20 protein-coding genes are annotated in these 22,507 nt (G+C 56.9%); 1 reads left to right on the forward strand and 19 read right to left on the reverse strand.

Going from position 1 to position 22,507, the window contains the following annotated elements:
• Positions 1-15: 15 nt before the first annotated feature.
• Positions 16-582 carry a manganese efflux pump MntP gene (gene mntP, locus AACY09_RS12800; RefSeq protein ID WP_339488465.1) on the forward strand — a complete coding sequence of 189 codons (567 nt, stop codon included), beginning with the start codon at positions 16-18 and terminating at the stop codon, positions 580-582.
• Positions 583-652: 70 nt separating this feature from the next.
• Here the strand turns inward: mntP and nuoN are convergent, their stop codons facing one another.
• The 19 genes from nuoN to purB form a co-directional block, all read right to left on the reverse strand.
• The gene (nuoN, locus tag AACY09_RS12805) at positions 653-2,116 is read right to left on the reverse strand and encodes an NADH-quinone oxidoreductase subunit NuoN (RefSeq protein WP_339488466.1); all 1,464 of its coding nucleotides are present in this window, start codon (positions 2,114-2,116) and stop codon (positions 653-655) included.
• A gap of 8 nt (positions 2,117-2,124) precedes the next feature.
• Positions 2,125-3,654: an NADH-quinone oxidoreductase subunit M gene (gene nuoM, locus AACY09_RS12810; protein WP_339488467.1), complete on the reverse strand. Its 1,530-nt coding sequence runs from the start codon at positions 3,652-3,654 to the stop codon at positions 2,125-2,127.
• Between the two features lie 15 nt (positions 3,655-3,669).
• A complete protein-coding gene (nuoL, locus tag AACY09_RS12815; protein ID WP_339488468.1) occupies positions 3,670-5,517 on the reverse strand; it encodes an NADH-quinone oxidoreductase subunit L in 1,848 nt (615 codons plus the stop codon).
• The gene (gene nuoK, locus AACY09_RS12820; RefSeq protein ID WP_087516782.1) at positions 5,514-5,822 is read right to left on the reverse strand and encodes an NADH-quinone oxidoreductase subunit NuoK; all 309 of its coding nucleotides are present in this window, start codon (positions 5,820-5,822) and stop codon (positions 5,514-5,516) included. The genes nuoL and nuoK overlap by 4 nt, the downstream gene beginning before the upstream one ends.
• A complete protein-coding gene (nuoJ, locus tag AACY09_RS12825; protein WP_339488469.1) occupies positions 5,819-6,328 on the reverse strand; it encodes an NADH-quinone oxidoreductase subunit J in 510 nt (169 codons plus the stop codon). Before nuoJ ends, nuoK begins: the two co-directional genes overlap by 4 nt.
• Before the next feature lie 8 nt (positions 6,329-6,336).
• A complete protein-coding gene (gene nuoI / locus AACY09_RS12830) occupies positions 6,337-6,885 on the reverse strand; it encodes an NADH-quinone oxidoreductase subunit NuoI (RefSeq protein WP_087516784.1) in 549 nt (182 codons plus the stop codon).
• A gap of 10 nt (positions 6,886-6,895) precedes the next feature.
• Positions 6,896-7,888 carry an NADH-quinone oxidoreductase subunit NuoH gene (gene nuoH / locus AACY09_RS12835; RefSeq protein WP_339488471.1) on the reverse strand — a complete coding sequence of 331 codons (993 nt, stop codon included), beginning with the start codon at positions 7,886-7,888 and terminating at the stop codon, positions 6,896-6,898.
• The gene (gene nuoG, locus AACY09_RS12840; protein ID WP_339488473.1) at positions 7,885-10,614 is read right to left on the reverse strand and encodes an NADH-quinone oxidoreductase subunit NuoG; all 2,730 of its coding nucleotides are present in this window, start codon (positions 10,612-10,614) and stop codon (positions 7,885-7,887) included. Before nuoG ends, nuoH begins: the two co-directional genes overlap by 4 nt.
• Before the next feature lie 97 nt (positions 10,615-10,711).
• Positions 10,712-12,085 carry an NADH-quinone oxidoreductase subunit NuoF gene (nuoF, locus tag AACY09_RS12845; protein WP_339488475.1) on the reverse strand — a complete coding sequence of 458 codons (1,374 nt, stop codon included), beginning with the start codon at positions 12,083-12,085 and terminating at the stop codon, positions 10,712-10,714.
• Complete coding sequence (nuoE, locus tag AACY09_RS12850) at positions 12,082-12,576, reverse strand: NADH-quinone oxidoreductase subunit NuoE (protein ID WP_445323839.1); 495 nt, start codon at positions 12,574-12,576, stop codon at positions 12,082-12,084. Before nuoE ends, nuoF begins: the two co-directional genes overlap by 4 nt.
• A gap of 2 nt (positions 12,577-12,578) precedes the next feature.
• The gene (gene nuoC / locus AACY09_RS12855) at positions 12,579-14,360 is read right to left on the reverse strand and encodes an NADH-quinone oxidoreductase subunit C/D (RefSeq protein WP_339488477.1); all 1,782 of its coding nucleotides are present in this window, start codon (positions 14,358-14,360) and stop codon (positions 12,579-12,581) included.
• A 55-nt stretch (positions 14,361-14,415) separates the two neighbouring features.
• Positions 14,416-15,093: a NuoB/complex I 20 kDa subunit family protein gene (locus AACY09_RS12860; protein ID WP_339488480.1), complete on the reverse strand. Its 678-nt coding sequence runs from the start codon at positions 15,091-15,093 to the stop codon at positions 14,416-14,418.
• Positions 15,094-15,103: 10 nt separating this feature from the next.
• A complete protein-coding gene (locus tag AACY09_RS12865; RefSeq protein WP_339488483.1) occupies positions 15,104-15,517 on the reverse strand; it encodes an NADH-quinone oxidoreductase subunit A in 414 nt (137 codons plus the stop codon).
• A 304-nt stretch (positions 15,518-15,821) separates the two neighbouring features.
• On the reverse strand, positions 15,822-17,417 hold the full coding sequence (locus AACY09_RS12870; RefSeq protein WP_339488485.1) for an isocitrate lyase: 1,596 nt from the start codon (positions 17,415-17,417) through the stop codon (positions 15,822-15,824).
• A 502-nt stretch (positions 17,418-17,919) separates the two neighbouring features.
• Positions 17,920-18,729 carry a secretin N-terminal domain-containing protein gene (locus AACY09_RS12875; RefSeq protein WP_339488486.1) on the reverse strand — a complete coding sequence of 270 codons (810 nt, stop codon included), beginning with the start codon at positions 18,727-18,729 and terminating at the stop codon, positions 17,920-17,922.
• The gene (locus AACY09_RS12880) at positions 18,726-19,367 is read right to left on the reverse strand and encodes a DUF7931 domain-containing protein (RefSeq protein ID WP_339488487.1); all 642 of its coding nucleotides are present in this window, start codon (positions 19,365-19,367) and stop codon (positions 18,726-18,728) included. Before AACY09_RS12880 ends, AACY09_RS12875 begins: the two co-directional genes overlap by 4 nt.
• A gap of 75 nt (positions 19,368-19,442) precedes the next feature.
• Positions 19,443-19,868, reverse strand: a complete 426-nt coding sequence (locus tag AACY09_RS12885; RefSeq protein WP_339488488.1) for a GNAT family N-acetyltransferase — start codon at positions 19,866-19,868, stop codon at positions 19,443-19,445.
• Positions 19,861-21,027, reverse strand: a complete 1,167-nt coding sequence (locus AACY09_RS12890) for a ribosomal protein uL16 3-hydroxylase (RefSeq protein ID WP_339488490.1) — start codon at positions 21,025-21,027, stop codon at positions 19,861-19,863. Before AACY09_RS12890 ends, AACY09_RS12885 begins: the two co-directional genes overlap by 8 nt.
• A gap of 77 nt (positions 21,028-21,104) precedes the next feature.
• On the reverse strand, positions 21,105-22,475 hold the full coding sequence (gene purB, locus AACY09_RS12895; protein ID WP_339488491.1) for an adenylosuccinate lyase: 1,371 nt from the start codon (positions 22,473-22,475) through the stop codon (positions 21,105-21,107).
• Positions 22,476-22,507: the final 32 nt, after the last annotated feature.

The following is a 22,507-nucleotide window of genomic DNA, read 5'->3' on the forward strand; positions in this document are numbered from 1 at the left end:
GACTGGACGTAAACCGTGAACCCCATTTCCTTATTCTTTCTTGCCATGGCCATGTCAACGGACGCCTTTGCTGCGGCCCTTGGTAAAGGCGCAAGTCTGCATAACCCGCGTTTTAGCGAAGCTCTGCGTACCGGTTTGATCTTTGGTGTGATTGAAGCCATTACGCCCTTAATAGGCTGGAGCATTGGTCAGGTTGCCAGCCAATACGTTGCGCGCTGGGATCACTGGATTGCCTTCACCTTGCTGTTGGTGCTTGGGGCCCACATGATCTATAACGGCCTCAAGCACGAAGAAGAAGAGGTCGAAAAGCCCAATCAACACTCGTTTCTGATTCTGGCCGTTACCGCCTTCGCCACCAGCATTGATGCGCTGGCAGTCGGCGTAGGCCTCGCCTTTATTGATGTCAATATTTGGCTTGCAGCAGCTTCCATTGGCTTGGCCACCATGACCATGGTCACTATCGGCGTGATGCTTGGACGGGTATTGGGCAATGTCGTTGGCAAACGCGCTGAAATCATCGGCGGCGTGGTATTGATGCTGGTCGGTGCAGCGATTCTTTATGAGCATCTGGCAGCTGTGTAAGGGCTGGCGCCAGGCACAAACAAAAAATGGAGACCCGAAGGTCTCCATTTTTTTGCTCTGCAGCACAAGCTTAGCCGATGCTGAACTGAGCCAGCAAGGCGAGTAGCGGCTGCGGGTAAACGCCGAGGAAGAAGGCCAGCAAGGCCACGACCATAAGCATCACGCCGCCAGCACGTTGACCCCAGTCAAACGGCGCGTCGTGGCGATGCAGGTTAGGCTCGACCAAGAACAGGGTAACCATGACGCGCAGGTAGTAGAACACCCCGACTGCACTGCCCAGCACCAACGCGCCGAGCAACCACCATTGTTGTGATTCAACACCCACACCGATGATGTAGAACTTGCCGATAAAACCTGCTGTGAGCGGAATACCGGCCAGTGACAGCATCATCACCGTCAGGACTGCCGTGAGGTACGGACGGCGCCAGAACAGGCCACGGTACTCATAGAGTGCATCGGCATCACGGCCCTTGTAGGGCGTGGACATCAGCGTGATGACACCGAACGCGCCAAGCGTGGTCAACACATACATGGCCAGGTAAACCGCAACGGCTTCTACCGCCAGACCATTACTGGCGATGAGGGCGATCAGCAGATAACCGAAATGGGCGATGGATGAATAACCCAGCAGACGCTTGATGTTGTTTTGCAGCAGTGCCAACAGGTTACCGAACAAGATTGACGCAATGGCGAGAACTGTTAGCAGTTCGGTCAGCCAGCCGCCGCTGGCAGCCGGTGACACCTCGTAAAGGCGCAGCAGCACGGCAAATACGGCCACCTTGCTCGCGGTCGCCAGAAATGCAGCCACCGGCGCAGGCGCGCCCTCGTAAACGTCTGCGGTCCACAAATGGAAGGGCACCAGCGATAACTTGAACGCCAGACCGACCAGCATCATGCCAAAGCCAATCTCGACCAGTAGGCTCGGATCACCGCCGGCAACCACGGCGTGGCCAATACCGGCAAAACTCATGCTGCCGGACTCGGCATAGAGCAGCGCCATGCCGAACAGTAAGAACGCCGAACCTGCAGCCGAAAGCACCATGTATTTGATGCCAGCTTCCAGCGAGCGCTTATTGAAGAAGGCGTAAGCGATCATTCCGTAGCTGGGTACCGAAAGCAGCTCAAGGCCGATGAACAACCCCGCCAAATGCTGGGCGCTGACCAAAACCAAGCCACCGGCTGCGCTGAGCAAAATCAGCAAGTAAAGCTCTTCACGGTTACCTGGATAGCCTTTGCCTGATTCACCGCCCAAATAGGCATGAATCAAGGTCACGCAAGCCAGCGTCGAGGCGAGGACCAGAACCATATAGAAGCAGGCGTATTTATCCACCAGCAACAGGGGCGTGACCTGTAACGGGGCTACGCTAACGGCGGCAAACACCGACAGCAACGCGAGATTGAGACCAATGACCGAAATGCCAAAGGTCATGGCGTGATTGCGCTTCCAGGCGATGCCCAGCATGACCGCGACAATCGTCAGGCTGGTGATCAGCAGCGGTAGCAGGGCGAGTAAATGTTGAGTCGTAAAGTCCATAAAACTGCTTACCGAGCCTGATCAAGTTGATTAAACGCTTCGCTCATCCACTGCACCACACCGTGGGTGCTGGCGGCAGACGTATCGAGCACCGGCTGCGGATAAACACCGAGCAATACCAGCAAGCCTGCAAGGCCGAGAACCATGCTTAGTTCACGCGCTTTCAAGCCGAGCATGGGCTCATCCGAGGTGCTCGGGCCAAAGTAGGCGCGGTGAATCATGATCAGCGAGTAGACCGAGCCGAATACCAAGCCCGTGGCCGCCACTGAGGTGATCCAAGGTGCGCCTGGGAAGCTGCCGATCAGGATCAGGAACTCGCCGACAAAGTTACCGGTGCCCGGCATGCCCAGTGCTGCAGCAGCAAAGAACAGGCTGATTGCCGGAAGCCAAGGCATGCGCCCCCAGATCCCGCCCATCTTGCGCATGTCGCGCGTGCCCAGGCGCTCATAGAGCTGGCCGCAGAGGATAAACAGTGCGGCGGCTGAAAGACCGTGCGCCATCATCTGCACCACCGCGCCTTGCATGGCGATCTCGCTGCCTGAGTAGATCGCAATCAGGACGAAGCCCATGTGCGACACACTGGAGTAAGCGATAAGGCGTTTGATGTCGGTCTGCGCAAATGACAGCAGTGCGCCGTAGATAATTGCGAATGCACCCAGGTACATGGCAATGGGTGCAAATTCCGCCGATGCGTTGGGGAATAGCGGCAGGGCAAAACGAATCAAACCATAGGCGGCGGTTTTCAGCAGGATCCCGGCCAGGTCAACCGAACCCGCCGTTGGCGCCTGTGCGTGGGCATCCGGCAACCACGAGTGGAAAGGCACCACTGGGAACTTCACCGCAAAGGCAATAAAGAACCCGAGCATCAACAGGTATTCAGTGTGCGGTGCGAACTGGGTGCGCAGCAGGTCCGCGTAGTTGAAGGTCCAGACGCCGCTTTGCTGGAAATGGATAAAGACCAGGCTGAGGATGGCAATCAGCATCACCAAACCGCTGGCCTGGGTGTAGATGAAGAACTTGGTTGCCGCGTTGATCCGCGTCTTGCCTTCGCTGCCGCTGTGTCCCCACAAGGCAATCAGGAAGTACATCGGCACCAGCATCATTTCCCAGAAGAAGAAGAACAGGAACAGGTCGACGGCCAGGAACACCCCGACTACACCGCCGAGAATCCACATCAGGTTGAGGTGGAAGAAGCCCACCCGGTTCTGGATTTCATTCCACGAACAGAGCACCGAAAGCACGCCGAGCAGGCCCGTAAGCACCACCATCAGCACTGACAATCCATCCATTGCCAAATGGATAGTGATGCCCAGGCGTGGGATCCACTGCACTTTGAACTCGTGCGCCCAAACCGGGTCGCCGCCCGGTGCTGGTGCGAGGGTGAAGTCACCGGTGATCCACAACCAGAGCGCTAAAACAAAGAGTGCAAGCATGGTAAACAGGGCGATCCAGCGCGGCAGCGTATTGCTGAACCGCTCGCACTGCCAGCACAAAAGGCCGCCAATAAAGGGGATAAGGATTAGCCAGGGCAGAATCATGACTGTCGGTGTTCCTTAATTCAGAAGCAGCAGGGCGAGCACAAGAACGGCGCCCCCGGCAATGGACATGGCATACCAACGCAGGCCACCGGTAACTGTACGACTTAGCGCCAGGTGAGCGATGCGTGTGGAGCGCGGAATAATGCTGATGGTGCGATCAAACGGATCGCGAGCCAGCAGGCGCGTAATCAGCAGATAGGGTTTGACGAAGAGCCAGTCATACAGCCAATCAAACCCCCACGCGGCAAACCACCAGGCCGACAAGAAGCGTCCCGGTGCACTGTCAGCAATGGCCTTGGCAATACGGCGTTGGCCAAGGAACAGCAGTGCGGCAAGCAATATCCCGGCAATGGCGATCAAGCCCGATGCAAGTTCCAGGCGATGTTGAGCATCGCCACCGGCGTGACCGACGCTTTCTGGCAGCACACCAGCCAATGGCGGGGTTATCAGCGCGCCGATAAAGGTCGAGAACACGATCAGCACCGACAGCGGCAGCCAATGGGCGATCCCTTTGCCAGCATGGGCGTCGATCTTCGGCTCGCCATGGAAGGTAATAAAGATCAGGCGGAAGGTGTAGATCGAGGTCAGGAAGGCGCCCAGCAAACCGGCATACAGCAAGTAGCTGTGGCCACTGGCGAAGGCTTCCCAGAGAATTTCATCTTTGGAGTAGAAGCCTGCAGTAATCAGCGGCAATGCAGCCAGTGCTGAGCCGCCAACGATAAAGCTGGCGTAGGCCAGCGGCAGTTTCTTCCACAAACCGCCCATCTTGAAGATGTTCTGCTCGTGATGGCAGGCATTGATCACCGCACCTGAGGCCAAGAACAGCAGCGCCTTGAAGAAGGCGTGGGTCATCAAATGGAAGATCGCAGCGTCCCAGGCGCCGACGCCCAAGGCGAGGAACATGTAGCCAATCTGGCTCATGGTCGAGTAGGCCAGGATACGCTTGATGTCGGTTTGCACCAGCGCGGCAAACCCGGCCAGAACCAAGGTCACGCCGCCGACAATACCCACCAGCTCAAGGATTTCTGGCGTTAGCAGGAACAAGCCGTGGGTGCGTGCAATCAAGTACACGCCGGCAGTCACCATGGTTGCGGCGTGAATCAGCGCCGAAACCGGGGTTGGGCCTGCCATGGCGTCTGCCAGCCATGTCTGCAGCGGCAACTGCGCCGATTTACCGACGGCGCCGCCGAGCAGCATCAACGTAGCAATCCACAGCCAGCTATCACCGGCGACGTATTTCTGTGGCGCCAGCACCATCAGTTCTTGAATATTCAAGGTGCCCAGGTGCTGGAACAGAATAAACAGGCCGATGGCCATAAACACGTCACCAATGCGGGTGACGATAAAGGCTTTCAGGGCCGCATTACCGTTGGCACGGTGCTTGAAATAGAAACCAATCAGCAAGTAGGAGCACAGGCCGACACCTTCCCAACCGAAGTAGAGAAACATCAGGTTATCGCCGAGCACCAAGAACAGCATGCTGGTGATAAACAGGTTGGTGTAGGAAAAGAAGCGCGAATAGCCTTCTTCGCCGCGCATGTACCAACTGGCAAACAGGTGAATCAGAAAGCCAACGCCGGTCACCACACCGAGCATGGTCAACGACAAGCCATCCAGATACAGGGTAAAGCTTGGGGTAAAGCTTTCAACGCTCATCCACTGCCACAGAACCTGGGTGTAGACGCCGTTAGCCGGTGGGTTGAGGTTGAACTGGATAATGATCCACGCGGCGGTTAGCGCGCTCAAGCCAACCGAGCCCACGCCAATCACTGCAGCAAGGTTTTCCGAAATACGCCCGCGCGAGAACGACAGGGCAAGCCAGCCGAGCAGCGGAAACAGGCAAGTCAAAAATAATAGATTCATCCGCGCATCTCACTGGCTGCGTCGATATCGAGTGTGTTGAAGCGGCGATACAGCTGCAGCAGGATGGCCAAGCCAATGCTGGCTTCGGCGGCTGCCAGGGTAATCACCAGAATAAACATCACCTGCCCGTCGGCTTGAACCCAGCGGCTACCTGCAACCACGAAGGCGAGGGCGGTGGCATTCATCATCACTTCAAGACTCATCAGCACGAACAAAATGTTGCGTCGCACCATCAGGCCAATCAGCCCCAGGCTGAACAGCAGGCCGGCTAGCGCCAGGCCATGCTCCATCGGAATTGCACTCATGGCGTCATATCCTTAGCTTCATGGCGACCGAGGTGATAAGCCGCAACCAACGCGCCGAGCAGCAGCATGGAGGCCAGCTCAACCACCAGCAGGTAGGGGCCAAACAGGCTGATGCCAACGGCTTTTGCATCGATCACCTGGGTGCCGATAACCGCGCCACTTGGGGTGCTGAACAGGGCATAGAGCACCTGCGCAAGCAGCAGCGCAGACAAGATCGAAGGCCCAACCCAGATACCCGGGCTCAACCATTTGCGCTCTTGCTCAACGGCGGCGGGGCCCAGGTTGAGCATCATCACCACGAACACGAACAGCACCATGATTGCGCCGGCGTAGACGATGATCTCAAGCGCACCGGCAAAGGGTGCGCCGAGGGCGAAGAAGGTCATGGAGACCGCCAGTAACGAGACGATCAGATACAACAGGGCATGCACCGGATTGGTACTGGTGATAACCCTGAACGTGGCTGCAACGGCAATGCCTGCAGCGAAATAGAAAGCGAATTCCATATGCGTCCTTACGGGAGCAGGCTTTTCACGTTGATCGGCTCGGCTTCATTCTGCGCGGCGCCTTTCGGCTTACCGGCGATGGCCATACCGGCAACGCGATAGAAGTTGTAGTCAGGGTTCTTGCCAGGGCCAGAAATCAGCAGGTCTTCTTTTTCGTAGACCAGATCCTGACGCTTGAACTCACCCATCTCGAAATCCGGGGTCAACTGAATGGCAGTGGTCGGGCAGGCTTCTTCACACAAACCACAGAAGATGCAGCGCGAAAAGTTGATCCTGAAAAAATCCGGGTACCAGCGACCGTCTTCGGTTTCAGCTTTCTGCAGCGAGATGCAGCCAACCGGGCAGGCCACCGCACACAGATTGCAGGCCACACAACGCTCTTCGCCGTCGGGGTCACGGGTCAGCACGATGCGCCCACGGTAACGGGGCGGCAGGTAAACAGCTTCTTCCGGGTATTGCAGGGTGTCACGCTTGCGAAAGCCATGGCTGAAAACCATCACCATGCTGCGTAGCTGGGTGTAGGTGCCGTAAACGACATCCTTGATATAGGTGAACATGCAAAACTCCTTACTGGGCCGAGGCCAGCACTAATGCGCCGGTCACCAGCAGGTTGATCAGGGTCAGTGGCAAGCAGAACTTCCAGCTGAAAGCCATGACTTGGTCATATCGCGGGCGCGGAATCGAGGCGCGCAGCAAGATGAAAATCATGATGAAAAAACAGGTCTTGAGGGCGAACCAGATAAATGGAATCTGCGGCAGAATGCCGAATGGTCCGTGCCAGCCGCCGAAGAACAGGGTCACCAGCAGCGCGGAGACGGTGACAATGGCGATGTACTCACCGACGAAGAACATACCCCATTTCATACCCGCGTATTCAATGTGGTAACCATCGGCCAGTTCTTGTTCAGCTTCTGGCTGGTCGAAGGGGTGACGGTGAGTCACCGCGATCGCGGCAATGAAGAAGGTACAGAAACCGAAGAACTGCGGAATGATGAACCACAGGTGCTGGGCCTGATACTCAACGATATCGCGCATGTTGAACGAACCCACCTGCGCCACAACGCCCATTAGCGCCAAGGCCAGAAACACCTCATAGGAGACGGTTTGAGCCGAGGCACGCAGCGCGCCAAGCAAGGCAAACTTGTTGTTGCTCGACCAGCCGGCGAAGAGCACGGCGTAGACCGACAAACCGGCCATGGCGAAGAAAAACAAGATGCCGATATTGAGGTCTGCAACCCCCCAGTTCGGGCTGATCGGGATAATCGCAAAGGCCAGTAACATCGCGGCAAAGGCAATCATCGGCGCCAGGGTAAAAATGAATTTATCGGCGAAAGGTGGCGTCCAGTCCTCTTTAAAGAACATTTTCAGCATGTCGGCAACGATCTGGAACATACCGAATGGGCCCACACGGTTCGGGCCGTAACGGTCCTGCCACCAACCCAGTAAGCGTCGTTCGATAAAACTCAATAAAGCACCGGCGATAACCACTGCAAGCAGTATGACCACGGCCTTGAGTACCGAAATCAGCACATCAATCAATTCAGGCGTCAGCCAACTCATTGCGCGGCCTCCTGCAGGTTGCTGATGCAGGCACCGGCGATGACCGCTGGAATGCTGCTCAAGCCAACGGGCAGGCCGGCAATACCAATCGCCAACTCTTCAGTGATCCGTACTGGCAAGCACAGGGTCTGGCTATTGATGCTGAAGCTGACCAAGGCACCGTCATTGATTGCCAACTGATCGGCATGCTCCTTAGCCAAGGCAATGTAGGCCGCCGGGATGCGTTGCTGGATTGGCTCGGCCTTGGCCGAGGTTTCGTCACTGCCGAATAAATGATGCAGCGGTACAGCCTGTAAGGTGCCCTGGGCAGGGTTGAAAGCCGCGGTCGGCTCGAACCATGGCAGTGCCTGGCCCTTGCACTCAATCAGGCGCACGCCCGGATCACCGGCGCGAAGGTGACCGCCCACCTCATCCTGAAACTTGTTCCAGGCTTGCGGCGAGTTCCAGCCCGGCGCCCAGGCAAATGGCACTTGCTGGCGATCTTCTTTGCTTCCCGAATAGCCTTCCATCGAGTAGGCAAAGGCGGTGTCTTTGTCTTGCGGCTGACGGGGCTCATGCACGCTGATATTGGCGCGCATGGCGGTGCGGCCGCTGTAACGCAGCGGCTCTCGGGCCAGCTTCAGGCCTTTGATGCGGAATGAGGCGTTCGGCGCTGCATCAATAATGGCTGCCAGCTGAGGATTGCTGGCAGCGCACTGAGCGGTGACCTGATCAAGCTGGGTCCAATCCACAGGCTTGCCTTCGCGGGTGGCCTGCAGTGCGTGCAACCAGCGCCAACCTTCACGGACGAGAATCTTGTCGTCGTAATAGCTGGGTTCAAACACCTGGAAGAAGCGCTGTGCGCGGCCCTCGCTGCTTACCAGCGTGCCATCGGCTTCGGCGAAGCTCGATGCAGACAGCACCAAATGGGCTTTGGCCACCGTTGGCGTGTGCTGGTGATCGGCGACGATTATGGTTTTAGCCGCTGCCAGCGCTGCATCGACCACCGCCTTGTCAGCGCGGCGGTAGAGGTCATTCTCCAGCACAACCAGCGCATCGGCTTGGCCTGAAGTCAATGCGTCGAGGGCGGTATCGACTGATTTGTTCGCGAACGCTTGGCCCATCAACATGGCCAGACCGAGGCTATTGGCTTCGGCGACAACCAAGCTGATCGAGGCGTTTTTTTCACGATTTTTCAGGGCGCTGGCGATATTGGCGGCAGCTTCAAGCAGGGTCTGGCCGCCCAGCGACGTACCGGCGACCAGCAATGGCCGCTTGGCATTGAGCAGGGCATCAGCAATCTGCTTAACCAGGGTTTCTGCTTCAGACTCAAGACCGGTCACGGCGGGTGCGCTTGGGTCGATGGCGTGGGCAACGGCAAAGCCGATGCGGGCCAGGTCATCAGGAGCCGCATGCACGCACTGCGCTGCGATATCGTCGAGACGGGTGGCGGTTACACTGGCAATAAACAGCGGGTTCAGCGCATCCTGGGCGACGTTTTGCACCGCAGCCATGTGCCAATCCTGGATTTTCATCGAGGCGGCAATCTCAGTGGCTTTACCTTTTACCGACTGACGCAGGGCAAGCGCCAAGCGTGCAGCGGTTTGGGTGAGGTCTTCGCCCAGTACAAACACTGCATCGTGGCTTTCCACATCACGCAGGTTGGCCACTGGCAGCGGGCCGTTCTGCATGATGTCCAGCACCTTGGCGATATTGGCTTGCTCGCCTGCCTCGATCCCGGAGTAGAAGTTCTCAGTGCCAACCAATTCACGCAGCGCGTAGTTGCTTTCGAGGCTGGCGCGTGGCGAACCGATACCAATGACCCGCTTGCCTTTGAGCAGTGCGGCACCTTGATCAAGGGCTGAGTCGATGCCCATCTTCATCTTGCTGAGCATCATCATCGGCTGGCGCGGGCGGTCTTTGCGGTTTACGTAACCGTAGCCGAAGCGACCCCGGTCACAGAGGAAGTACTGGTTGACCGAACCATTGAAACGGTTCTCGATACGGCGGATCTCGCCATAACGCTCGCCGGGGCTGGTGTTGCAGCCACTGGCGCAGCCATGGCAGATGCTCGGCGAGAACTGCATGTCCCACTTGCGGCTGTAGCGCTCGGAGTGGGTTTTATCCGTGAACACGCCGGTCGGGCAGACTTCAGTAAGGTTGCCGGAAAACTCGCTTTCAAGCGTGCCGTCTTCAACGCGACCGAAGTAGACGTTGTCGTGGGCGCCATAGACACCCAGATCGGTACCGCCAGCATAGTCTTTGTAGTAGCGCACGCAGCGATAGCAGGCGATGCAGCGGTTCATCTCGTGGGCGATGAACGGGCCGAGCTCCTGATTCTGGTGAGTGCGTTTGGTAAACCGATAACGCCGCGCGTTATGACCGGTCATTACGGTCATGTCCTGCAGGTGGCAATGACCGCCTTCCTCACACACCGGGCAGTCGTGGGGATGGTTGGTCATTAACCATTCAACAACGCTGGTGCGAAATTGCTTGGCTTCTTCATCGTCGATGGAAATCCAGCTGTTGTCGGTCGCAGGCGTCATGCAGGACATGACCAAGCGGCCGCGCTTGTCGTTCTCATCGCTGTACTGTTTTACCGCGCATTGGCGGCAAGCACCGACGCTACCAAGCGCGGGGTGCCAGCAAAAATAGGGAATGTCGAGTCCCAGGGACAGACAGGCCTGTAGCAGGTTGTCCGCACCATCGACTTCAAAATTGTTGCCGTCTACGTGGATAGTGGCCATGGTTGAGGTTTCTTCTTCCCCGCCTAAGCGGGTTTGGCTAATGGAAAAACGGTTTGCTCCGGGGCCAGTTTGACCTGGCCGCCAGCGCCTGAAATCGTTACGCGGGGACGAATTGCCCCGTCGTTGCTAAAGCGGGTTGATTCGAGACACCGGCCTCGAACTCATCGCGGAAATACTTGATGGCGCTGCCCAAAGGCTCAACGGCACCGGGTGCATGGGCACAAAAGGTCTTACCTGGGCCTAGGAAGTTGACCAGGCCGAGCAAGGTTTCGATGTCTTCCCGGGTGCCTTGGCCGCGCTCCAGCGCGCGGAGGATTTTCACACTCCACGGCAAACCGTCACGGCAAGGCGTACACCAGCCGCATGACTCGCGGGAGAAGAACTCTTCCATGTTGCGCAACAAGGAGACCATGTTCACCGAGTCATCAACCGCCAATGCCAGGCCAGTGCCCATACGGGTGCCAACCTTGGCGATACCGGCCGCATACATCGGTGCATCAAGGTGTTCAGGCAGCAGGAAGCCGGTGCCAGCGCCGCCGGGTTGCCAGGCCTTCAAGGTAAAACCGTCGCGCATGCCGCCCGCATAGTCTTCAAACAGCTCGCGGGCAGGGACGCCGAATGGCAGCTCCCACAGACCCGGATTCTTGACCTTGCCAGAGAAGCCCATAAGCTTGGTGCCCATGTCTTCCGAGCCTGGTCGGGCCAGGGTTTTGTACCAGTCAACGCCGTGGTCGATGATAGACGGCACGTTGCACAGGGTTTCGACGTTGTTGACGCAGGTCGGCTTGCCCCAAACCCCGACCGCAGCCGGGAAGGGTGGCTTGGCGCGCGGGTTGGCGCGCCGGCCTTCCAGGGAGTTGATCAGGGCGGTTTCTTCACCGCAGATATAACGCCCGGCTCCGGTATGCACGATCAGCTCGAAATCAAAGCCGCTGCCGAGGATGTTCTTGCCGAGCAGGCCCGCTGCCTTGGCTTCTTCAATGGCCCGGTTGAGGTTGATGGCAGCGTCGACATATTCGCCACGCAAGAAGATGTAGCCGCGATACGCCTTGAGCGCACGGGCACTGATTAACATGCCTTCCACCAACAGGTGCGGCAGTTGCTCCATCAACATCCGGTCTTTCCAGGTGTTGGGCTCCATTTCATCAGCGTTGCACAGCAGGTAGCGAATATTCAGCGACTCATCCGCTGGCATGAGCCCCCACTTGACCCCGGTCGGGAAGCCAGCGCCGCCGCGACCTTTGAGGCCAGCATCTTTTACCGTTTGCACGATATCCGCTTGGGCCATCTCGCTAAGGGCTTTGCGCGCGGCGCTGTAGCCGTTTTTGCCTTGGTATTCTTCAAGCCAAACGGGCTGGCCGTCATCACGCAGACGCCAAGTCAACGGATGGGTTTCTTCGCTGCGCTGAATCACATTGGCAGGGCCAATGGAGGTCAGCACATCGGTGCTGCGGCTGAATACAGTGCTCATGAATAAGCCTCCAGCATTTGTGCCACACAATCGGGCTGAACATTGCCGAAAGTGTCGTCATCGACCATTACCGCCGGGGCTTTATCACAGTTCCCTAGGCAACAAACGGGAAGTAGGGTGAAACGCCCGTCTGCCGTGGTCTGGCCCGGCTCAATGCCTAACTGATCTTTGATAGTGCCCAGGACATTTTCATGACCGCCGACAAAGCAGGTCATGCTGTCGCACACGCGAATAATGTGGCGACCCACTGGCTGTCGAAAGATCTGGCTGTAAAAGGTGGCAACACCTTCTACGTCGCTGGCCGGAATGCCGAGTACCTGGCCAATGGCGTCACTGGCACCGTCAGGCACCCAGCCGCGATGTTTCTGCACGATCTTCAGCGCTTCGATGGAGGCAGCGCGTGAGTCTTCGTAGTGATGCATTTCATGTTCAATGGCTGAGCGTTCAGCGTCGCTGAGGGCAAAACGGTCAGTCTGAATTAGCGTATTCATAATCAGCGGTCCACGTCAGCCATAACGAAATCGATACTGCCCAGATAGGCAATCAAGTCTGCAACCATGCTGCCGCGAATCACCGGGGGGATTTGCTGCAAGTGCGGGAAGCTTGGCGTACGGATACGCGTGCGATAACTCATGGTGCCGCCATCACTGGTCAGGTAATAGCTGTTGATGCCCTTGGTCGCTTCAATCATCTGGAATGACTCATTGGCCGGCATGACCGGCCCCCACGACACTTGCAGGAAGTGGGTGATCAAGGTTTCGATATCACGCAGGGTGCGTTCTTTCGGTGGCGGCGTGGTCAGCGGGTGGTCCGCTTTGTACGGGCCTTCCGGCATATTGCGCATGCACTGATCGATAATCTTGATGCTCTGGCGCATTTCCTCTACGCGGACCATGCAGCGGTCGTAGGCATCGCCATTGCTGGCCAGCGGCACCTCGAACTCGAAGTGTTCATAGCCCGAGTATGGGCGGGCCTTGCGCAGGTCGAAATCGAGACCGGTTGAGCGCAGGCCAGCGCCGGTAACGCCCCATTCCAACGCTTCCTTGGTGTTGTACTGGGCGACACCGATGGTACGGCCACGCAGGATGCTGTTTTGCAGCGCGGCTTTGGTGTATTCGTCGAGTCGCTTTGGCAGCCAATCAACAAATTCTTTAACCAGTTTGTCCCAGCCGCGCGGCAAGTCATGCGCCACGCCGCCAATGCGGTACCAGGCCGGGTGCAGGCGGAAACCGGTAATGGCTTCGATAACCTTGTACGCGCGCTGGCGGTCGGTGAAGGTGAAGAACACCGGAGTCATGGCGCCCACATCCTGGATGTAGGTACCCAGAAACAGCAAGTGGCTGGTGATGCGGAAGAACTCAGCCATCATCACCCGGATAAAGTCGACGCGGTCGGGGACTTTGATTCCCGCGAGTTTTTCCACGGAGAGCACGTAGGGCAGGTTGTTCATCACGCCACCGAGGTAATCAATACGGTCGGTGTACGGGATGAAGCTGTGCCAGCTCTGGCGCTCAGCCATCTTCTCTGCGCCACGGTGGTGGTAGCCAATTTCCGGAACGCAGTCGACGATTTCTTCACCGTCCAGCTGCAGGATAATCCGGAACGCGCCGTGAGCAGAAGGGTGGTTAGGTCCAAGGTTGAGGAACATAAAGTCCTCATGCTCGCCACCGCGTTGCATACCCCAGTCCTCGGGACGGAAACGCGCCGCTTCTTCTTCATGCTGTTGCTTAGCCAGGGTCAGGCTAAAGGGATCAAATTCAGTGGCCCGCGCGGGGTAGTCCTTGCGCAGCGGGTGACCTTCCCAGGTGGGCGGCATCATGATGCGCGTCAGGTGCGGGTGGCCGGTAAAGTGGATGCCGTACAGGTCCCAGACTTCACGCTCATACCAGTTGGCGTTCGGCCAGATACTGGTGATGCTGGGCAGGTTAAGATCACCTTCAGCTAGCGCTACCTTGATCATCACGTCGTTGTTACGTTCCAGCGACATCAAGTGGTAGAACACGGTGAAGTCGGCCTCAGGCAGGCCGCGGCGTTGCGTGCGCAGGCGCTCATCGACGCCATGCAGGTCATACAGCATCACGTAGGGGCGCGGCACATTGCGCAGGAACGTGAGGATATTGGTGAGCTGTGCACGGGCAACCCAAAGCACCGGCATACCGGTACGGGTGGTTTGCACGGTAAAGGTTTCAGCGCCAAATTTTGCGCTTAGTTCACCAATGACACTGTGGTCATCTGGCGTATAGGGCGCGATGGACAGAAAGCTATCAGCGGTCATGATCTCGGTCACTAATCAGGGTACGGCAATCAGCAGGCTTCTAAGTGAGCCTGGCTTATACGTCGTCGGGGCTGCGCAGGTTGGTCACGGCAATCCGCTCGGCGCGGCGCTGCTCTTTTTGCGAAGGCATATCAGCGCGGTAAACGCCCTGATCACCGACGACCCAAGATAACGGACGACGCTCTTTGCCAATCGACTCCTGGAGGAGCATCAGGCCTTGAAGGAATGCTTCGGGACGAGGTGGGCAGCCAGGAATGTATACATCGACAGGCAAGAATTTGTCGACGCCCTGAACCACCGAATAGATATCGTACATGCCGCCCGAGTTAGCGCATGAACCCATGGAAATAACCCATTTAGGCTCAAGCATTTGCTCATAAAGGCGCTGGATGACCGGGGCCATCTTGATAAAGCAGGTGCCGGCAATGACCATGAAGTCAGCCTGGCGAGGTGACGCACGAATCACTTCCGCCCCAAAACGTGCAACGTCGTGGGGAGCAGTGAAGGCAGTGGTCATTTCTACGTAGCAGCACGACAACCCGAAGTTATACGGCCAAAGTGAGTTTTTACGCCCCCAATTGACGGCGCCACTGAGGACGTCCTCGAGCTTGCCCATGTAGATGTTTTTGTGGACCTGATCGTCCAGCAGTGGATCGGCTACGGTCTCCCGTTCGCCGACCGGATATTGCTCGTTGGGAGCATCCGGATCGATCCGTGTAAGGTTGTATTGCATCGCCAAAGCCTCATTGTTTTAGCTTCGCCTGTCGATCGCGACGGCTTTGCGGTGCCCAATCGAGCGCACCGATCCGCCATAGGTAGACAAGACCTGCCAACAGAATTGCTATAAATACTGTCGCTTCGATGAGTCCCGCCCAGCCGCTTTCGCGGACGGAGACTGACCAAGCAAAAAGATAGAGGGCTTCAACGTCGAAGATCACGAAGAGCATCGCGACCAAATAAAACTTTGCCGATAGGCGCAGGCGTGCAGTGCCGGTTGGCAGCATGCCTGATTCGAAGGGTTCGTTCTTGCTGCGGCCCCAGGCTTTGCTGCCGAGCAAGCTGGAAAGACCGAGCATAAATGCGATGAGGGCAAAGGCACCGAGGATGAATACAGCAAACGCCCAGTTTTGGGAAAAATTAACGACTGGGTCTGACATGCTACTCGTACCTCGCAAACGAAGACTTTGGTTACACTTTTCTTCGGAATGAATGTTGCCACATCGATCTATTCAATACTAGGCGAGTATGACTATTTGCGCGAAATTGTATCCAAAACGCACGGCGCCGGATTGTTTATACGCGCCATAATATGTCGAACTCTGTCCCATTTCAAATAAGCTGACCAATTGATCAGGTTTTATGGCTGCGATAGTGAATCTCACAGGCATAAAAAAACCCGGCATCGCTGCCGGGTTTTAAATCCTAGCGCTGGGTTAGCCGCGAGGACAGAACTGTTGGGTCTTAGCCGAACTGGTTCATGGTGTTGTCTTTGCCACCAGCTTTGAGAGCCGCTTCGCCAGCGAAGTACTCTTTATGGTTGTCGCCGATATCGGAGCCAGCCATGTTCTGGTGCTTAACGCAGGCGATGCCCTGGCGCAGTTCTTCACGCTGAACGCCTTTGACGTATGCCAGCATGCCTTGGTCTGCGAAGTAACCTTTTGCCAGGTTGTCGGTAGACAGCGCAGCAGTGTGGTACGTAGGCAGGGTGATCAGGTGGTGGAAGATACCGGCCTGGGCAGAACCGTCGCGCTGGAAGGTGCGGATCTTCTCGTCAGCAACCTGAGCGAGCTCAGTGTTGTCGTAGTCGATGCTCATAAGCTTGGCACGGTCGTAGGCAGAGACGTCTTTACCTTGCTCAACGAATGCATCGAATACTTGCTGGCGGAAGTTCAGTGTCCAGTTGAACGATGGGCTGTTGTTGTACACCAGCTTGGCGTTCGGGATCACGTCACGGATGCGGTTAACCATGGCTGCGATCTGGCCAACGTGTGGCTTCTCGGTTTCGATCCAGAGCATGTCGGCGCCGTTCTGCAAGGACGTAATGCAGTCCAGTACACAACGGTCTTCGCCAGTGCCCTTGCGGAATTGGAACAGGTTGCTCGGCAGGCGCTTAGGACGCAGCAGCTTGCCACCACGGTTGATTACAACGTCGCCGTTGCCCAGGTCAGCCGCTGAAACTTCTTCGCAATCAAGGAACGAGTTGTACTGGTCGCCCAAGTCGCCCGGCGTCTTGGTTACAGCGATTTGCTTGGTCAGGCCAGCACCCAGCGAATCGGTACGCGCAACGATTACGCCATCGTCAACACCCAGTTCAAGGAAGGCATAACGCACAGCGTTGATCTTGGCCAGGAAGTCCTCGTGCGGAACCGTCACTTTGCCGTCCTGGTGACCGCATTGTTTCTCGTCGGAAACCTGGTTCTCGATCTGGATGCAGCAAGCGCCTGCTTCGATCATGCGCTTAGCCAGCAGGTAGGTCGCTTCTGGGTTGCCGAAACCCGCGTCGATGTCAGCAATGATTGGCACTACGTGAGTTTCGTAGTTGTCGATCTTGTCCTGAATCTCAGCTGCCTTGGCTTTATCGCCAGCTTCGCGAGCCGCGTCCAGATCAACAAACAGCAGATCCAGTTCACGGGCGTCAGCTTGGCGCAGGAAGGTGTAAAGCTCTTCGATCAGGCCAGAAACTGCAGTCTTTTCATGCATCGACTGGTCCGGCAGTGGGCCGAAGTCGGAACGCAGTGCAGCAACCATCCAACCCGACAGGTAGAGGTAGCGCTTGTTAGTAGTCTTCAGGTGCTTTTTGATCGAAATCAGCTTCTGCTGACCGATAAAGCCATGCCAGCAACCCAGCGACTGGGTGTAGACCGAGCTGTCAGCGTCGTACTCAGCCATGTCTTTGCGCATGATGGCGGCAGTGTACTTGGCGATATCAAGACCGGTTTTGAAGCGGTTCTGAGCGCGCATGCGAGCAACAGACTCAGGGTTGATAGCGCTCCAGCTGTTGCCGGCGGCTTCTTTAAGGGCCGCAACGGCTTTGATGTCGTTTTGATAAGCTGACATGGTCAATCCTTCAAAGTATGTGTTTGGTTGAGCACCGCTTTCCCACTCAGCAACTGTAGTAAACAGAGACTGGTTGCGGGGGCTCACAACAGATAAAGAGAGAGTGACTAATACGGAGTTGAATCAGGAGGAGGGATGTCGACCAGTGATATGACAGCAGTCTCTGCTCATGAGCGGGTCATTTTTCGCCGTTTGACTCGTGGATGTCTTGGGCGATGCAGTGTCTGTTACGGTCATGCTGGTTGATACGTTTAGCTTCCCCGTCCCTCAGGACAACTTCGTTCCAGTCGCAATCTCGTCGATCTGCCTTGTGGGCTTTTACAACACGGGCGATTCGGACGGTAAGTCTGAAGTCAACCCGGAGGCTCTTTCCAGAGCCCCTGATTAGCGGGAGCGAGGCCATAATGCATCGGAGCCAAGCGTTCGTCAAACGTTTTGTAGTGCTTTTTCAGCACTACTACATAATTCTCCAGATGACCGGTAAGTCAGTACTGGTCGGGCACTAATCGACCACATCGACCTTGACCCGCAGGGTCATGTCTTCCCGGCCCTGGGTTGACCGACGCTGCAAAAAATCGCTGTTCTGACTCTGGTTTTGCTCATTGATGCCGCCAACGGTAATCCACTGGCCAAGGGGGCCGCTGACACGGGTGTCGGTGCTCTGTACGTCAATCACATCCGGGCGACTCTGGCTGACCCGGTCACGGTTGCTGCTCAAGGCAATATGGACCTGGTCACCGGTCACGCTGGCTGTTACGTAAAAGCCGCGCGTAACGTCGCGGTATTCGGTGTTGTTGTAGACCTGACCGTAAGGCCCTGTGCCCGTTGAGGTCAGCGGCACGCTCTGACCAACCTGTATTAGCGCCGGGTAGCCCTCGTTGGTCTGCACCTGCTGCACACCACCGCCCCGGCTGTTGGTGCTGCGGTTGATGATCCGCACCTGATCGCGACCATTGACTTCGCCGCGACCGATTTGCACCTCGCCATTGCCGGAACCAATGGTGCCGTTGGTGCTGTAGCCCCGGTCGCTTTGGACATTTGAATCGCTGGAGTCGACGCTGATCAACAGGCGTCTCGGCTGGGTATCCAGTTGCTCAAGCAGGTTGCGAACTTCAGCGATTTTTTCGCTGGAGGCATTAACAATCAGCTTATTGCCATAAGGCGTCACTTTGCCTTGATTGCCTAAGGTTGATTGAATTACCGGCAGAATCTCATCGGCCGTGCGGTAGTTCAGGTCAATCACCTGGGTATCAGCGAGCAGCGCCTTGCTGGTCAGTAGCAGCGTGGCCAGCAGCAAGAGTCGCGCAGTCATAACAAAAAGCTCCGCAGGTCAGGATCGGTGATGCTGGTTTCCCAGGCTTGATTGAAGTGCGCTTGGCGCAGACGGACCCGGCCAGCGTCTTGATAGCTGGCGTAGCCCGCACATTGATCGGCTTCAGGGCGTAGAAATAAACCACGATCGTCGGCCAGAAGATAGCCGATATCTTCAATTGGATAATCAGGGTTTAGCTTGCGAATCAGCAGGTTGCTGGATAATCGTCGAGACAGACTAATGAGTCGGCTGCCGTCTTTGATGGCGTTGCCAAGGTCTTTGACCAGAATGCGTAAGCGATTCTTCGGATTGGCCAGCAAGAACGCGGTGCAGGCCTGTTGCACACTGCTGTGGTGATAAAGCCAAGGCTCAAGATCCTGGCTGTAAATACACAGGCTGCGCTTGGCTTGCTGAAGAAGCGCCAGGGCATGACTGCGGGCAAGTTCGGGGCTGTTAAAGCGCTCAAGTGCGCTGTGCTCGCCCAGTACAAAAGGCGCCGGTTCGCGCTGTTCGCTCAGTGAAACGACAGCCTCGGGGTTGTGCACAGAAAAAAGCCCCGGTGACTCGAATTCGATAGCGGGCAGCTCAAGGGCTGGCTCCTCATCGACAGGGTCACGCGGGGCTATTTCATCGATCATAGTGGCCTCGAAAACCTATATAGACAGCATAGGCAAGGCAAGCCGCCGCTGTTCAAGCAGGTTCAGGCTGGCCGATCAGTCGCTGTCACGCACCATATCAACGTGAGGAATACCGGCTTCAAGGTATTCTTCGCTGATAATATTAAAGCCTAGCCTTTCATAAAACGCGCTGGCATGCACCTGGGCGCTGAGCATTTGCCGGCGCAGTCCACGTTTTTCAGCTTCGGCAATGGCGGCTTCCATCAATGCGTCGCCCACATTCAGGCCGCGCCAGTCCTTGAGTACTGAAACCCGGCCAATGTGGCCGTCATCCAGCAGGCGAGCTGTGCCGATAGGGTAGTCGTCCTCGCAGGCCAGAAAGTGAGCGGCTTCGGCATCTTCCGAGTCCCACTCAAGTTCAGGTGCGACGGATTGCTCGGCAACAAACACGGCTTCGCGGATACGCCGGATATCAGCGTTATCTTTGTTCCAGTCTGCCAGCCGAACACTGATCTTATTCATCAGCGAACTCCAGGCTACCTTGCTTGAGCAACTCAAGCACCAGCAAGCGACCTTCATCATCAGCCAGCCACTGGCCAAGGTTGTCGATGTGCAGGGCATCGGCCGAGCAAATCAGCTTGAGCATGTCGCGCAGGGCGGCTGGCAGCATGCGGCTATGACCGCTGGCAAACAGGACCAGGCCATCGCCGACTTCGGACCAGGCCATGCGTGCGCTTGGATTGCGCACAACTATGGCGCCCGCTTCGATGTGATCGAGGAACTGTTCTTCGTCGATTTCGATGCCGTTGACCAGTTCCGGGTAGCGAGGCTCAGTCATAAACTGGCCGAACCAGGTCATAAGCAGGCGTTCATCGCCCATATGCTGGTTAAGCAGCGCCTTCAGGCGGTCCAGTGAGTCGTGCTGAATTTGATGGGGGTCGCTGGTCGGTTGCGCGTCAGCATCGCTGTAGCGTTCTTCATCCGGCAGGAACTGACTCAAAAAATCAGTAAAGTGGGTCAGTACTTCAGCGGCGCTAGGCGCGCGGAAGCCTACGGAATACGTCATACAATCATCCTCAGCGGTACCACAGTGGGCCAGAAGTGGCGGCAGATACAGCATGTCGCCAGGCTCGAGAACCCATTCTTCAGTGTGTGCAAATTCAGCAAGGATCTTAAGATCCGAGTGTTCGAGTAGCGGGCTATTGGAGTCGCACATCTGGCCAACCTGCCAGCGGCGCCTGCCATAACCCTGGAGCAGGAAAACGTCGTAATTATCGAAGTGCGGACCAACCCCGCCACCCGGTGCAGCGAAGCTGACCATGACGTCGTCGATGCGCCATTTCGGCAAGAACTTGAAGGCTTCCATCAACTCAGCGACATCCGGGACAAACTGATCAACCGCTTGTACCAACAGGGTCCAGTCTGTTTCCGGTAGTTGGCTGAACGCATCCTCTGCAAATGGGCCGCGGCGCAGTTCCCATGGGCGCTCACCGTGTTCGATAACCAGGCGCGACTCGACTTCTTCTTCGAGGGCCAGGCCGGCGAGTTCGTCAGGGGAGATCGGGCTTTCAAAATCGGCAAATGCCTGGCGCACCAGCAAAGGCTTCTTCTGCCAGTAGTCGCGTAGAAACTCACGAGGAGTGAGGCCGCCCAGTAGCTGCAGTGGATTATCAGGATTCATCGCTAAGCCTTTGAAATTAATGTTTAGCCTTAAATAAAAACGCCCGGCACTGCCGGGCGTTTAAACGGCTGGGTTGCTTAGATACGCTTAGCCTGTGCGACCGCGTTGCCAATGTAGTTGGCTGGCGTAAGCTGCTTGAGCTCGGCCTTGGCCTCAGTTGGCATGTCGAGGCCGTCGATGAAGTCCATCAGCGCTGCAGGGGTGATGCCCTTGCCACGCGTCAGCTCTTTGAGCTTTTCGTACGGGTTTTCGATTGCATAGCGACGCATAACGGTCTGAATCGGCTCAGCCAATACTTCCCAGCAGGCATCCAGATCTGCAGCAATTCGTTGAGCATTGAGCTCTAACTTGCTGATTCCCTTGAGACTTGCTTCATACGCGATAACGCTGTGAGCAAAACCGACACCGAGGTTGCGCAGCACGGTGGAGTCCGTCAGGTCGCGCTGCCAGCGCGAAACCGGCAACTTGCTAGCCAGGTGCTGCAGCAACGCATTGGCGATGCCGAGGTTGCCTTCGGAGTTTTCGAAGTCAATCGGGTTGACCTTGTGCGGCATGGTCGAGGAGCCGATTTCGCCTGCAATGGTCTTCTGCTTGAAGTAGCCAAGCGAGATATAGCCCCAGATGTCGCGGTCGAAATCGATCAGAATGGTGTTGAAGCGGGCGGTCGCGTCAAACAATTCTGCGATGTAGTCGTGTGGCTCGATCTGCGTGGTATAGGGGTTCCACTGCAAGCCAAGATCGCCTTCGATAAAGTCACGGGCGTTGGCTTCCCAGTCGATATCCGCATAGGCCGACAGGTGCGCATTGTAGTTACCCACGGCGCCATTGATCTTGCCCAGCAGCGGTACGGCTGCGATCTGGGTGATCTGACGCTCAAGGCGGTACACCACGTTAGCCAGCTCTTTGCCCAGGGTGGTTGGCGAGGCCGGCTGGCCATGGGTGCGCGACAGCATCGGCACATCAGCAAAGCTGACGGCGAGCTCGCGGATAGCCCCGGCAATCTGGCGCATCAGCGGCAGCAATACCGTGTCGCGACCTTCGCGCAGCATCAGTGCATGGGACAGGTTGTTGATGTCTTCCGAGGTGCAGGCGAAGTGGATGAACTCACTGACCTTTTCCAGCTCTGGCAGCTTTGCAGCTTGCTCTTTGAGCAGGTACTCGACGGCTTTGACGTCGTGGTTGGTGGTGCGTTCGATCTCTTTGACGCGCTGCGCGTGCTCTTCGGCAAAGTTCTCTGCCAACGCATTGAGCGCGGCTTGGGCTTCGTCTGAAAAAGGCGCGACTTCAGGCACGCCAGGGTGCGCGGCGAGGCGTTGGAGCCAGCGTACTTCAACCATTACACGGAAGCGGATCAGGCCATATTCACTGAAAATAGGGCGCAGAGCGCTGGTTTTGCCGGCATAGCGGCCATCAACGGGGGAAACCGCGGTGAGCGAGGAAAGCTGCATAAGAAGGCGTTCTCGGACAGTCGGGCATTGAA

This window comes from Pseudomonas sp. EL_65y_Pfl2_R95, assembly GCF_963971045.1.
Lineage (GTDB): Bacteria > Pseudomonadota > Gammaproteobacteria > Pseudomonadales > Pseudomonadaceae > Aquipseudomonas.